At 36.6% G+C, this 13,533-nt stretch carries 11 protein-coding genes; 8 read left to right on the top strand and 3 right to left on the bottom strand.

The genetic code is table 11. The features are described 5' to 3' along the window. Positions 1 to 355: 355 nt before the first annotated feature. The 3 genes from HHU12_RS01085 to HHU12_RS01075 form a co-directional block, all read right to left on the bottom strand. Positions 356 to 1,669: a PepSY-associated TM helix domain-containing protein gene (locus HHU12_RS01085; RefSeq protein WP_169654292.1), complete on the bottom strand. Its 1,314-nt coding sequence runs from the start codon at positions 1,667 to 1,669 to the stop codon at positions 356 to 358. A gap of 64 nt (positions 1,670 to 1,733) precedes the next feature. After that, positions 1,734 to 4,061: a TonB-dependent receptor gene (locus tag HHU12_RS01080; RefSeq protein WP_169654291.1), complete on the bottom strand. Its 2,328-nt coding sequence runs from the start codon at positions 4,059 to 4,061 to the stop codon at positions 1,734 to 1,736. A gap of 126 nt (positions 4,062 to 4,187) precedes the next feature. Further along, positions 4,188 to 5,135, bottom strand: coding sequence for a helix-turn-helix domain-containing protein (locus HHU12_RS01075; RefSeq protein WP_169654290.1), 948 nt, complete (start codon positions 5,133 to 5,135; stop codon positions 4,188 to 4,190). 342 nt (positions 5,136 to 5,477) lie between these two features. Here HHU12_RS01075 and HHU12_RS01070 point away from each other — a divergent pair, with 342 nt between their 5' ends. The 8 genes from HHU12_RS01070 (at position 5,478) to HHU12_RS01035 (ending at position 13,495) form a co-directional block, all read left to right on the top strand. After that, on the top strand, positions 5,478 to 6,428 hold the full coding sequence (locus HHU12_RS01070) for a sirohydrochlorin chelatase (RefSeq protein ID WP_169654289.1): 951 nt from the start codon (positions 5,478 to 5,480) through the stop codon (positions 6,426 to 6,428). 117 nt (positions 6,429 to 6,545) lie between these two features. Further along, positions 6,546 to 7,976: an FMN-binding protein gene (locus tag HHU12_RS01065; protein WP_169654288.1), complete on the top strand. Its 1,431-nt coding sequence runs from the start codon at positions 6,546 to 6,548 to the stop codon at positions 7,974 to 7,976. A gap of 158 nt (positions 7,977 to 8,134) precedes the next feature. Further along, positions 8,135 to 10,345, top strand: coding sequence for a TonB-dependent receptor (locus HHU12_RS01060; RefSeq protein WP_205959740.1), 2,211 nt, complete (start codon positions 8,135 to 8,137; stop codon positions 10,343 to 10,345). Positions 10,346 to 10,376: 31 nt separating this feature from the next. Continuing rightward, positions 10,377 to 11,111, top strand: a complete 735-nt coding sequence (locus HHU12_RS01055; protein ID WP_169654286.1) for an HmuY family protein — start codon at positions 10,377 to 10,379, stop codon at positions 11,109 to 11,111. 192 nt (positions 11,112 to 11,303) lie between these two features. Next, positions 11,304 to 12,191 carry a ChaN family lipoprotein gene (locus HHU12_RS01050; RefSeq protein WP_169654285.1) on the top strand — a complete coding sequence of 296 codons (888 nt, stop codon included), beginning with the start codon at positions 11,304 to 11,306 and terminating at the stop codon, positions 12,189 to 12,191. A 235-nt stretch (positions 12,192 to 12,426) separates the two neighbouring features. Next, the gene (locus HHU12_RS01045) at positions 12,427 to 12,579 is read left to right on the top strand and encodes a hypothetical protein (RefSeq protein WP_169654284.1); all 153 of its coding nucleotides are present in this window, start codon (positions 12,427 to 12,429) and stop codon (positions 12,577 to 12,579) included. A gap of 71 nt (positions 12,580 to 12,650) precedes the next feature. Beyond that, a complete protein-coding gene (locus tag HHU12_RS01040; protein ID WP_169654283.1) occupies positions 12,651 to 12,803 on the top strand; it encodes a hypothetical protein in 153 nt (50 codons plus the stop codon). A gap of 224 nt (positions 12,804 to 13,027) precedes the next feature. Then, the gene (locus tag HHU12_RS01035) at positions 13,028 to 13,495 is read left to right on the top strand and encodes a hypothetical protein (protein WP_169654282.1); all 468 of its coding nucleotides are present in this window, start codon (positions 13,028 to 13,030) and stop codon (positions 13,493 to 13,495) included. Positions 13,496 to 13,533 lie beyond the last annotated feature (38 nt).

The following is a 13,533-nucleotide window of genomic DNA, read 5'->3' as shown; positions in this document are numbered from 1 at the left end:
GTATCAAATGTTGTTGCAAAACCTTATGATTGCTTTCGTATCAGATAGAGGTGTCTGTAGCTACGTAGCCTGCTACGTGCCGTTGATTTAATGCAGTCAGCTTTCGTTTTTGTTGCTTACTTTAAAACTTGAAATGTATCGGTGTTTGATGGGTTTTGCGTAGCAGGCTACGCTTCTACGTGGAGCTGTATCAAATGTTGTTGCAAAACCTTATGATTGCTTTCGTATCAGATAGAGGTGTCTGTAGCCACGTAGCCTGCTACGTGCCGTTGATCTTATGTAGAAATCTTTTTCGTTTATTGCTTACTTTAAAACTTGAAAAGCATCGGGGTTTGGTAGGTTTTTGCGTAGCAGGCTACGCTTCTACGTGAAGAAAGCCTTTTTTAAAGAAATAACGCATCAATCTATAAATGATGTAAGCAGAAAGAATAACGTAAAAAGAAGGTGTGGTAATGGTACTTGTAGGATAATTGGCTCCAAAATTCACACTACTGAAAGCAATCAAAGCAGTGACTAAAAGACAGATAAAAGTAAACCCATAAATGATATTAGCAGTGGTCAGAAGAGGGTAGCGTTGTACTCTTTTCTTTTCTGTTCTTTTGTAATAAACAAAGAAACCACTGATGCCTAAGAAACCTCCAATCAGTCCAAAAAGACAGTAGATTACTTTCAAGCCTATACCCCAAAAGTCTCCGAAATGTAAGGCTTCCTGCATATAGAAAAGATGGCTTCCAATGCCTGTTTTACGAATATCTAATTTCTTGATGAGTAAAAGATCTTCTTTGTCTAAGACCACAAAATTGGTTTGCCTTTCATAAGGCATCCATGGAATATTACCGTATACCGTAGCTGTTCTACTTCCATCAGCAGACGCTTTTATTTTTAAAGAAGTCAACTCTGGGAATTCTTTTTTGACTTTGGAAAGTAGAGTAGGAAAATCGATTTCAACAAGCTTATCCTCATTTTTGGATAAAGGAAACTCAGCGGGCTTGTAGATGCCCGGACGTTCGCCTATCAAAGGTTTTTGAATTTTGGGTTGCAATCCTAACCAAGCTCCTGTAAATGCGATAATCAAATGGAAAACTATTGTGGCTAACCCGATGAACTTATGAAGGTCTGCCCATTTTTGACGGCTTCTTTTCGTTCTCACTTCTCCGAACTTTTGCTTCTTCGTAAAATCAAAATACAGAGGAATACTGATAGCAAGCGAAAGAAACATACATACGCCAGCCAATCCTACCCACTGTCTTCCATACCATCCATCAAACAGTCTTACGTGGATATTTCTAATAAAAAAAGCGACCGTTTTGTACATGTCTCTTTCTCCTAAAACCTCTCCAGTATAAGGATTGAAAAAGACTTCTTTGGCGATATTCTGACCTTCTTCTTTTACTCTGAAAGCAACTTTCCAAGAACGATTTTCAGCCTCAGCAGGCTCAACAATATAGCCACTATGTTCAGGGTAGTGGGCAAGGATATCATAAATGAATTGGTTGACATTACCTATCTTTTCTTGAGGTACAACGTAAAATAAATCCTTATTTAATAGATGATCTATTTCAAACTTAAAAACCGCCAAAGCCCCTGTAAAACTCAATATACAGATTACAAGACCGCTATACAGTCCTAGCCAGCTATGCCATTTCCAAAGTTTCTTTTTATTCATCATGTTGTTCTGTAGGGGCAGTCCTGCGTGACTACCCGCTGTATATTTTGTGTCCCCCGAAGAGGTATTAGAATTTATAAGTTAATCCAATCGTGAAATTCCTTGGAGCACCAGGGAATACTCTATCATAATTGTAACCACCTACATAGTACCTTTCGTCTGTGATATTCTTTAAGTTGGCTGAAATTCTGAAATTCTTGAATGTATAATAGACTGCGGCATCCCAAAGCAGATAATCGTCTAAAATAAGATCAGGTGTATTGGTGTTTCTTTCTCCTACATATTGACCACCAAAACCAACACCGAAACCCCTTAAAGAACCTTCTAGGAAATCATATTTCGCCCAGAATCCCGCTTGATGTTGTGGAGCGTTTTCTTTCTGTTTTCCAATTTCATCAGGATTATCAGATTCAGTTATGATGGCATTATTGAAAGCGTAGTTGGTCGTTAAACTTAAGTTCTTTGTGACCTGCCCATTCACTTCCAATTCAAAACCTTTTGATTGTTCCTGTCCTCTTTGGATCAGACGGTCGATATCGTTAGGGTCTTGTACCAAAATATTATTCACGGTGATCCAGTAAACTGAAGTAGTTGCTGATAATCGCCCATCAAAGAAATCTCCTTTAATACCCGTTTCCCACATATTGGATTTTTTAGGATCAAAAGGACCGCCATTTTGTTCCGCATTCATACCAAAATCTTGAGGCTCAAAACCTTCCGTATAAGTACCGTATAAGTTGATGGTGTTTGTCAGTTCATATGTTACACCAAAACGAGGAAGTAAGGCAGACTGTTCCTTAGTGACTTGATTGCCATTATCCAATCTCACATCCTTGTAAAACTCCTGACGAAGCCCTACCAAGACATTTAATTTCTTATAGTTAAGCTGTTCTTGAATGTAAAAACCTGTTGTATAGTTTTTGGTATACGCTGTAGTTCTCATGTGGATTGACCTTTTCGGATCAAAATAATAATCTGCAGGGTTGCTGTTGCCATATTGAGGATTATCTAAATCAAAATTCGGAACCCCTTGTGCTTCACCACGAGCCTGTCTTTCGTTTTTATCATATACTTTTTCGCTGTAGTCCATCCCCACCATTACGGTGTGCTTGACCTGACCTGTATTGAATTTGGAAACAAAATAATTCGTGATATTGTCTGAGTTTTTGTATTCCTCTCTTTCCACATAACGCATTTCCAATACACTTGGTGTAATGTACTTTCCGTTGGTTCTGTGTTCTGCCAAATCCGATTCAGATCTAAACATCAAATAAGAAGAGTTGAAGGATAACCAATCTGTGATTTTTTGGTTCCAAGAGAACGTGATGTATAAGTTATCATTATTCAGACGATCTCCAGGTTGAGAAGTAGAAAGGTTGATCGGTGTTTGATTCAAGTCTTTACTACCTTGGTAATTAGGTTTACCTCTGTCGAGTATTGTGTTATTTTTCATATATACCATGTCCACATTGAACCTTGTTTTGTCTGAAGGAACAAAGGAAATGGAAGGAGCAACATAATAGGATTCACCACCGCTGTTATCTCTGAAAGTATCGCTTGATTGGTACCCAGCATTCAAACGGTACAATAACTTTTTGTTGTTGGTCAATGGGCCAGTAACATCTACATTGGCTCTATAGGTATTAAAACTTCCAGCCGAAACTGTAGCAGAGCCTTGTTGAGTAGTCAGTGGTTTTTTCGTGACAAAGTTGATCGTTCCTCCAGGGTTGGCATTTGCAAAAAGGGCAGAAGCAGGGCCTTTAATTACTTCCACTCTTTCATAAAGACCAATAATAGGCTGTGTCCAAGAGTTAAAAGCAGTTTTCAAACCGTTTACCAATTGACCATCCTGATTTCTATAACCACGTACGGCAAAGTCATTGTAAATAGTATACTGACTCACACCGGCCACGTTTCTGACCACATCGCTGAGGTAATAAGCCTGCTGATCAATCATTAACTCTTTTGTAACAGTAGAAATGGATTGAGGAACATCCTTGATCAGTGTTCCGGTTCTTGTTGCACTAAAAGTATAAGAGTTATTGTAAGACTCTTCCTCTACACCAAGGATCTCCACTTGTTGAAGCTCTCTTGTATCTTCTTTTAAAATAAGAGATAGACTTAAATCTTCTCCTTCTTTTACCTGAATAGTTGTTACTGATTTTTGATAACCTACAAAATAGGCCACCAATTGATGTTCTCCTTCTGGAACATTGTTTAAAGTAAACGTACCGTCTTCTGCGGTAGTTTGACTGATACTTGTATTTAAAATCCCGACACTTACACTTGGAAGTGCACCACCATTATGATCCGTTACTTTTCCGGAAATGGATTGCTGAGCAAACAGCACTGTAGGAAATATAAATAATAGTAGGGTAAGCTTTAAAATAGTCATGGTCCGATAAAATGAAATGTTACGGCTACAAACTTAAACCTTTATTTAGACTGATTCCATTTTACAGAATGTTACTTTTTTAATAATTCTAAATTAACATATTGTAAGTAAGCGCTGTAATTAATGTTAATTGAAATTCTTTCTATACTGATTAGGAGTGAGTCCAGTATTTTTCTTGAAAGCATAAGAAAAGTGTGCACTCTGTTGATAGCCTATTTTTTCGGAAATAGTAGAAATAGGAAGATCCGAAGTTTCTAAAAGCTCTTTGGCATAATCAATTCTCTTTCGAGTGGCGTATTCAAAAATAGTTTCATTAAATGCTTCTTTAAAATACTTCTTTAAATAAGAGGTATTCAATCCTACTGTTTTAGCGAGTTCATTAATAGAAAACTGAATATGTATTTTGGTATCAATCAATTCTTTTATCTGATCCAATTGATCCTGATAAGGGTGTAATGCATCTCCTTCAGTGAGCGTTTCTAAGTCATCTGTAATTTCAGAAAGCACTTCAAAAACTTTCGCGTTTAAAAACATCAACTGACAGACGCCTCTTTTACTCGATTGATTAATTTCTTCAAGAAAAGAAGATAGTCGCTTTGAAATAGCAAAAGACAAACGGTCCTTTTCATCAAAGACGGCATGAATTAATTGTTTTAGGGAAGGATGAAAAAGCCCCTGATCAAAATAATTATCTCTCAATTCAATGATCAGAATGTTGAGCGGTTTTGTGAGATTCAATTCAAAATGCTTTTCAATAGTATTGAAGAAAGTACCGGTCTGAGGCTTTATTTTATAAGTATGATTCTTGCTTGTAGACCATTCCATTTCATGTTTTTGATCTAAGTTAAATACAATACACTTACTGTTCGTAGTAATATTAAATGCCTCCTGTTTGTATAAACACTTTTGCAGTTGAATTGAAAAAATAGCCCATGAGTCATAGGAAATGATTTTTACATCACCTTTCCCAAAGTGAGGTAAACACTGCCTGTGTTCATTTAATAATCCAAATTCTTCTTTTGAGGAAAGGACCGCTGTTTTTTGCTTATTTATTTTATTAAAAAAGTGAAGCATTGCTTTATTTTTCGTACCGGAAAAAGTCTGATAATCGAATTAAATTGATTCGTTGTAGTGATAGAATTATAATAGGTTGCTGTTATAATTTCTATCACAAAAATAACTTAATTTAGATTAATTAAAAATAGCAAACATTGAATAGGATCTTTTTTGTGAAATAAACAGTAAGTTTAAATGTCAGTTATTCAGTGTTTTATGTTGTTTTTGTAGCTGTTTTATCGATTTGTGTGAGCAATGTTTTTCCGATTTCGAAAAAATCATTTCCGATTTCGATAAACCTTTAAGGCGCTTTCCCCCTACATTTGTGTTATTCTTATTTAGATTAATTACAAATAATAAATGAAATTATTCAACTCATTCCTTTTCGCTTTAGTATCGTTGATCGCGTTCTCTTGTGCTACAGGAGAAAAGAAAAATCAAGCAAGTGAATCAACAGCCAATTCAAACACAGGTGAAAAAATCGGTGTGTTATTAGTCAATCACGGTTCTCACTCTAAAGGGTGGAGACAGATGTTGAAAGATATAGAGATCGACGTAAAAGATGACATCATGAAAAGTGGTGAAATTACAGACGTTCGTACAGCATTTATGGAATACACTGAGCCATCAATTGCTACTCAAATGAAGAAATTTGATGAGGAAAACTACGACAGAGTCATTGTAGTACCGATCTTCTTGACGATTTCATCACATACTTCTAACGATATTCCTAACATTGTAGGGTTAGCTAACGATCCGAAAGTGAAGGCGAGTTTAAAAGAGGAAGGTATTGATACTTATACTTCTAAGGCGAGAGTCGTTGTAACACCACTTTTAGACTTCCCAACGGTATTAAAGAAAAACATTACGCGTAGAGCCAAAGCGTTATCGAATGGTTCTGGTGACGAAGGTGTAGCTTTAATCGCTTACGGTGATGAGGAGTTTAACCAACAGTGGGAAGAAATGGTAGAAGATATTGGACGTTATTTAAAAGCACAAACAGGTATCGGTTCTATCTCTTACGGATGGTGCGGTCACTTGGTAAGATACTCTTCTGAACCTACTAAAAAGGCAATCGACCAAATCTTAGAATTGGAGGAAAGAGCGATCGTTATCCCTGTATTAGTTGCTAATGATGAACACTTTCAAGGCGAGATCATCCAGAAAGGTGTGGATATGGTAGAAGACCAAAAGCGTGTCGTTTATAAGCAAGATGCGATTCTTCCAGATGCCAATATCAACAAATGGGTAGTGAAGATTGTAGTGGAAACAGTGGCCGAAATTAAAGGTAAATCAGTTGCTACGAAATAATATTTAAGTTTATATATATACGTTAGTAGTGAAATTATTATAAACGTTATTGCGATTGAAATTTCATCATTAACCCACGACTTAAGTCGTGGGCTAATGATGAGTAAAAGTAGATTTATGAAACAGCAATTGAAAATAGATTATAGAAAGTCTATACTTACCCTCCTTGTTTTTGGTGTGTTTGGGTTCTTTGCCTATTACGGTCCGTTGGAAAGATCGGATTTGAATGAGCATATTTCAACCATCGAAAATGAGTTCTTCGCACCAAAACTAGTAACGGATTTTGCAGTGAAACATACTGTGCAGGCAGGAATGATTTCAGAAGGAAGAAGTTATGTTTTGGGAGAATATGGAATGGTAAGGCCAATTGCGAAAAAACGAACAAAAGAAGCCGGAATGCTTTCTTTCCATTCTGATATGGGAGAATCCCTTCACAACAAAGAATGGGCAAAGAACATAGCGGAAAGACTAAAAGAAAAATATGAAGATGATGCAGAAGTAGTCGTGAAAATGAAAGGCGATCTCTGCTATGCAGAAATTTATCAAAGTGGAAAACTAAAATCACTGTACTTTGAAAATATGCTTCACAACACCGTTCAAGGGTTTTCAGGACCTATTTATTTGGGGATGGAAATGACCTTGGGAGGAATGCTGGAAGAAGTATCTTACATTACATCGAAAGAAACGGAAAGTTACTTAAGAAAGGTATTAAGAAGCGCTTATTTAGAGCAGTACCATCACTTAAGTACAAGAAATGATGATCATGTCATCGATGCTGTTTCCGGTGCTACTATCACAACAAAAGCAATGGCAGATGGGGTGACAGAAGCCTTTACGGTGACTGCCCCTCAGGTGCTGTCCACTTACTATGATTATGATTTGGACGGTTTCCAAGTGAAGGCCGAACTGACCTATTGGTGGATTGTTCATATCATCGTTATCGGTGCAATATTCCTATTTGCAATGTTGCCACAGATCAAAAAAACAAAGAAAACAAGATTAGGAGTTTCCATTTTCACAATGGCATATATCGGTTTTGGAATGAACTCATCGTTCACTTACATCACTTACCTGATGCCGTTTATGGGAACAGAAGTCTCTCTCTTCTTAAGCATATATGCACTGATGACATTGCTGTCAGCAATTTGGGGTAAAAATGCCTATTGCTCGTATGTATGTCCTTTTGGCGCAGCGCAAATGATCTCTTTGAAATATTCACCGTTTAAATCGAAGAAATTATTTATCACTAACAAACAAGCAGAGTATATCCGTTATGCTTTGACCATCGTCCTTTTTGCCGGTTTTGTCTATGGTTATAAGGAGTTTGGAAACTACGAACTGTTCCCAGATTTATTCAGTACAGAACTTTCGTCGTACTGGTTCTATATCTCTTTAGCATTTATCGGAATTTCAATCAAATACCCTATGCTATGGTGTAGAGTAGCCTGTCCAACAGGATGTGTTTTGGATAGTTTGAAAGACCTTTCGACGGTCAAAAATGCAAAAAAAACAGGAAAGAAAATCGCAATACCACGCCGTGTATCGTAGGGGCCGTAGGGGTAGACCTGTGTGTCTACCCACACATCCCACGTGTCAACCCGCTGTAGGTTTGTCCACATAACCAAAAGGTAGAAACATCGATTTCTAAAAAAATATCAATAACCCGTGATTTAATCATGAGGATTGGCAAACACATCCATTTTAAAATGGAACAAATAGATATGAAAAATAAAATTACAACTTGCATTTTGATGCTGTGCTATACATGCACTGTATGGGCACAAACTCAAAAAGCGACCATTGAAATCGTAGACACAACAGAAGGTTTGCCCTTAATTGGAGCACACGTTTGTCTGATTTCAGCATCAGGAGAAAAGCACTATTATTCTTCCGATGCGGAGGGGAAAGTGATCATCCCTCTAAAAGAGAAGATGCAATGCACTGTTTCCTATACAGGGTTCAAGACGAAGGAATTTTTTTTAGAAGAAGAGCAATCGATCAAAATAAAAATGAAACCGGACTTGCTGATGTTGGATCAAGTAGTGAAAACAGCAAGTGTGGAACCTGAAAGTGTGGACCAATCGATTTACAGAATTGGGATAATATCACATGATGTATTGGAGAAGCAAGGCGTACAAAATGTGAGAGATGCACTTCGTTTCCAACCCAACATCAACCTTGTTGAAGATGGAGTATTGGGTACTCAGATCATTATGCAAGGATTAGAAGGACAGCATGTAAAGTTTCTAATAGATGGTATGCCCATTATTGGCAGACAAGATGGAAACATTGATTTATCACAGATTGATATGTCTCAAGTAGATCACATTGAGATTATTGAAGGACCAATGTCGGTAGTATACGGTTCAAATGCATTGGCAGGAACCATTAATATCATTACCAAAGAAAATAAATACTATAAGTGGTCAGGTACTGCTTCTACCTATGCTGAATCAGTAGGGCAATTGAATGCCAATATGAGTGTACAGGGTAATAAAGGGAAATCAAAATACGGAATCTCAGGCGGGTATCGATATTTCAATGGTTATGATTTGGATAAGTCGGACAGAAGAATGGATTGGAATCCTAAAAATCAAATCAATGCAGATGCTTATTATGGTATTAATTTATCAGGATGGGATACGAAATTTGGTATTAGAGTCAGCAGAGAGGATTTACTTTTTAAAGGAAACTATTTACAGCCTTATCGTGCCATTGATACAGAATTTATCACGGATAGAATCACTTATTCAGGACAATTCAATAAGAAATTCAACGAAAAATCGACCTTGTCAGGAATGGTTTCTTATAATACCTATACAAGAACCTCTCAAGAATACACCGTCAAAGAAGACCTGAATACAAAAGAGAAAAGAGACGCTTATAATGTAGATGAGTTCACAACACTGAATGCAAGAATCTCTTATGGTCATCAATTTACAGATCGTTTGAAATGGCAAGTAGGGTATGAGTTGACGGATGAAACGGGGAAAGGTGGAAAAGTGGATGAAAACTCAGGATTGATTGAAAATTCCATATGGACTGATGTGAAATTGAACATTACAGATCAATTGGTTTTTCAGCCAGGTATGCGTCTGATTCATCATAATATCTATGATACACCCTTGATCTATTCAGCACATTTAAAATGGAACAATGAAGACGGTTGGGGAAGCAGACTTTCATTTGGAAAAGGTTTTAGAGCACCTTCTATTAAAGAGCTTTACATGGATTTCGTAGACTCGAATCATAAGATTTTTGGTAATAAAGACCTTCTGCCGGAAACTTCTTACAATTTGACATTCACGGTCAACAAAACGGTTAATATCATGGATCATTCCGTCTTGAAATTTGATGCAACAGGGTTCTTCAATCACCTTGATAATATCATCGAAACAGTAGCTTCCGATACAGGAGAATTTTACTATCAAAACATTTCGCAGAAAAGAACACAGGGAGGAACATTCTCCGTGAACTACAATCACAACAATCGTTTCAAAATGAATGCAGGGGTGAATCTAACAGGCATCAGTTATGACTTGTACAATACTTCTGACTTCCAATACAGATACTCAATAGATTTTGTAGGGATGCTCTCTTACTTCTGGCCCAAGGTGGATCTATCCATGCAATTGGATTACAAATACACAGATAAAAGAGTGCAATTGATGGCAGGGGCAGACGAGAATAATCCCATCGAAGGGGTGACAGAAGCCTACAATATGTTGAATTATTCAGCGACAAAGAATTTAAAAAATAAACGCTTCTCATTGACTGCAGGTGTAAAAAATATCTTGGATGTAAAACAAGTTGCCAACACCACACAGTCGGGAGCACACGGATCAGGCAGTAATATGCTGATCGCTTGGGGGAGAACTTACTTCGTTTCCTTCAAATTCAATCTCAATAAGATTTAATTTTTAACAACAAATTTTTATACTAATAACAATGAAAAAGTCAATTTTCGCTAGTCTACTATTATCTGTCGCATTATTCTCATGTTCTGAAGAAGATGCCGTAACTATACCGCCATTAGATGACTCATCTTATGCACTGCAGGTGTCTTTATATAGCTCTCCTGATGTATATGAAGAAGGTTTCAATCACGCTACCCAACAAGTAGAACAAGTGAAACTAAGCTATAACCGTCAAGTATTTGTAAACCTTGATGCCGCTTCAGCATCTTCCAATGCAGATACTTTAGGGGTACACTATAATGATGAAGCTTATGTGAAACTTGACGTTTGGGATACAGAAAAAGACCATGCGGAAGGTAGCGAAGGATGGGATATTGTATTGGCGTATTACAACGGTAAAACACACGATGGAACAGAGTTCGTGCCTTATATGATGACAGGTGCATTGATCAATAAAGGAGAAGTGAAAGCCATCCGTTTGAACAAAGAAGAGTTAGAAGCAGAAGGGCAAACTTTTGTTTCTTATGAAGACGTAACATACGCTGATGCTATGGAATTATCATTGTCATCAGAAGTAGATGCAATTGGTTCTGACTGGAAAACATTAGACTTTGCGACATTTACATATAAAATTGTTGAAAACCAGTACTATGTCATTGAAACTACTGAAGGAGTATTCTTCAAATTGGCATTTACATCGTTTTATAATGATGATTTAGAGAAAGGTTATCCTGCCTTCAAATTCCAACGTTTGATAGCAGAATAATTTCGTTGATATCAAAAAAGGAAAAATCCTTATCAACCTGCTTAATAAGTGTGTATAGCCGTAACCTTTTGTGAGGTTGCGGTTTTTATTTCTTAAAACATCTTCTGTTCTCTAAGATTATATACTTACAGCGTATAGATTTCTAGTAAAATAAAACACGCCGAATTTCAAAAAAGTCTTTAACTTAAAGTTATGAAACATATTATCACCACCTTGCTATTGACCCTTTATGCAGTAGCAGCATTTTCACAAACGCCATTGAAAGCATATCAAATCTTTGACAAAGAAGGAAAAGAAGTCACTTTTGAGGAAATGGCTGAAAGCCTTTCGAACTATGATGTTGTGTTTTTTGGAGAATTACATAACAATCCCATTGCCCATTGGTTACAATTTGAATTGACAAAATCATTAGCAACCCAAAAAAATAACGCCATTGTATTAGGAGCTGAAATGTTTGAAAAAGACAATCAACTCGTGTTGGATGAGTATCTGAATGGTTTAATAAAAGAGGCTGTTTTGATCAAAGACGGTAAAGCGTGGGATAACTACAAAACAGATTACGCCCCTCTTGTAGACTTTGCGAAAGAAAATAACATTCCGTTTATCGCTACTAACGTACCAAGAAGATATGCAAGCCTTGTTTCTAAAAAAGGATTACCGGAGCTGGAGACTTTAAGTAAAGAAGCCAAGAAAAAATACATTGCCCCATTGCCAATAGAAGTGCCTTACGACAATCCATCTTACAAAGAAATGGAACAGATGATGGCAGGGCATGGTATGACAGGAAAAGCAAAACAGTTTGTAGAGGCACAAGCCATTAAAGATGCTACGATGGGGTACTCTATTGTGGAAGCATTGAAAAAGAAGAACAAAGGAAAATTATTCTTGCACTACAACGGTGATTTCCATTCCAAAAATCATGAAGGAACAGTTTGGTATGTCAACCATTATAATAAAAACTTGAAATCAGGGGTGATCGCTTTCGGTCAGCAAACTGATCTTTCAAAACTGTCTGATGAGAACAAAGGAGAGAATGAGTTTACCATTATCTGTAATAGTAATATGACGAAGACGTTTTAGTACTTAAAAGTAATTGAGCTAAAATGAATAGTGTGCTTAAAAGGTTGATTTTCAGTTTAGAATCAGCTTTTTAAGCACACTTTTTTTATACTTTGAAAATATTTTTAAAAAAAAATTAGAAAAAACTGAGTACAACTAAAAGTGACCTTCCTTTATTGGATTGAAACTTTTAAACAGCTCAGTTTTTTTCGCCAAAAGCGGAGCTGCATTAACAAACTAAATAAATACCATATCTATGAAAACTGTTTTTGCACTTATTGCTGTTTTGATTATTACTATCGCTGCCGCAACAACCATCTTGTATACTTCCGCTGCGCCGGGGTATGATGACGTTGAGATAACGATATCGAAAGTGGATATAGAAGCTTTCCAAACAGGACAGAACTAAATTTAATTGTACAACCGCTTAAAATAATTTTCGCTCAAAATTATTGCTGCACGACATAACTAAATATAACTATGAAGACGATTTTTGCATTGATTGCTGTTTTAATTATTGCTATCGCTACTGCTACCACTATGATTTATAGTACGGCCTCTCCAGGATACCAAGAGGAAGAAGTGGCAGTTTCAAAAACTGAAGCTGACTCTGTGATGTCAGTGAAAAAGTAACCAAGTAATCATGATTTGATACTCAGGTAATAAACTACAGATTGAATGTTAGGCCGTTGCATATGCAATGGCCTTTTTCTTTTTAATTATTTAAGGGCCTTTTTCAAACATGTTCTAAATGAATGATAATATTTCAAACGCTTAATTTTTATCGAACGTATGAATAGTTGTTGAGTCCATCAATTAATAAATTCAGAAAATCATTGTTCTAACTTTTGAAAACTATGGGTAAGCAAAAAATAGTATCGTTTCTTTTAGGTTTGTCATTGATAGTAGCTTTCAGCTCATGTAAGCATAGAACGCTGTATGATGCAATACCTAAGACTACTACTTTTGAAGTGTCGCCAGGAGCATCAATCACAAGACAGCAGGGGTCGTTTACAGATACGGTAAAAGTGGATATTTATGCACCGGGCAAGATTGCAAGCCTTGTAGTTCAAAGTGAGGAATGGAGCATTGATTTAGCAGAAAAGACCAATTCACATTATGAAGAGCAAATCCATGCTTCATTATTAAATGGCAAATATTATTATGATGTCAAAGGAAATACAGAAGCAAAGGTTTACTTGATGATAGATGTTTTAAATGACCTTGAAGTAGGGACACACAAGTTTACATTATATGTCAATGATGAGCGTAATGACCCTAAAAATCAGGAAATTACTGTTAATGTGATTGCAAAGAAGAATTAATACAGTGTTTATTTACACTCCCTTCTATATGTAAGGCT

It is taken from the genome of Flammeovirga aprica JL-4, assembly GCF_012844305.1.
Classification (GTDB): domain Bacteria; phylum Bacteroidota; class Bacteroidia; order Cytophagales; family Flammeovirgaceae; genus Flammeovirga; species Flammeovirga aprica.
The sequence above is the reverse complement of the archived record's forward strand: the minus strand, read 5'-3'. Positions and strand labels throughout refer to the sequence as shown.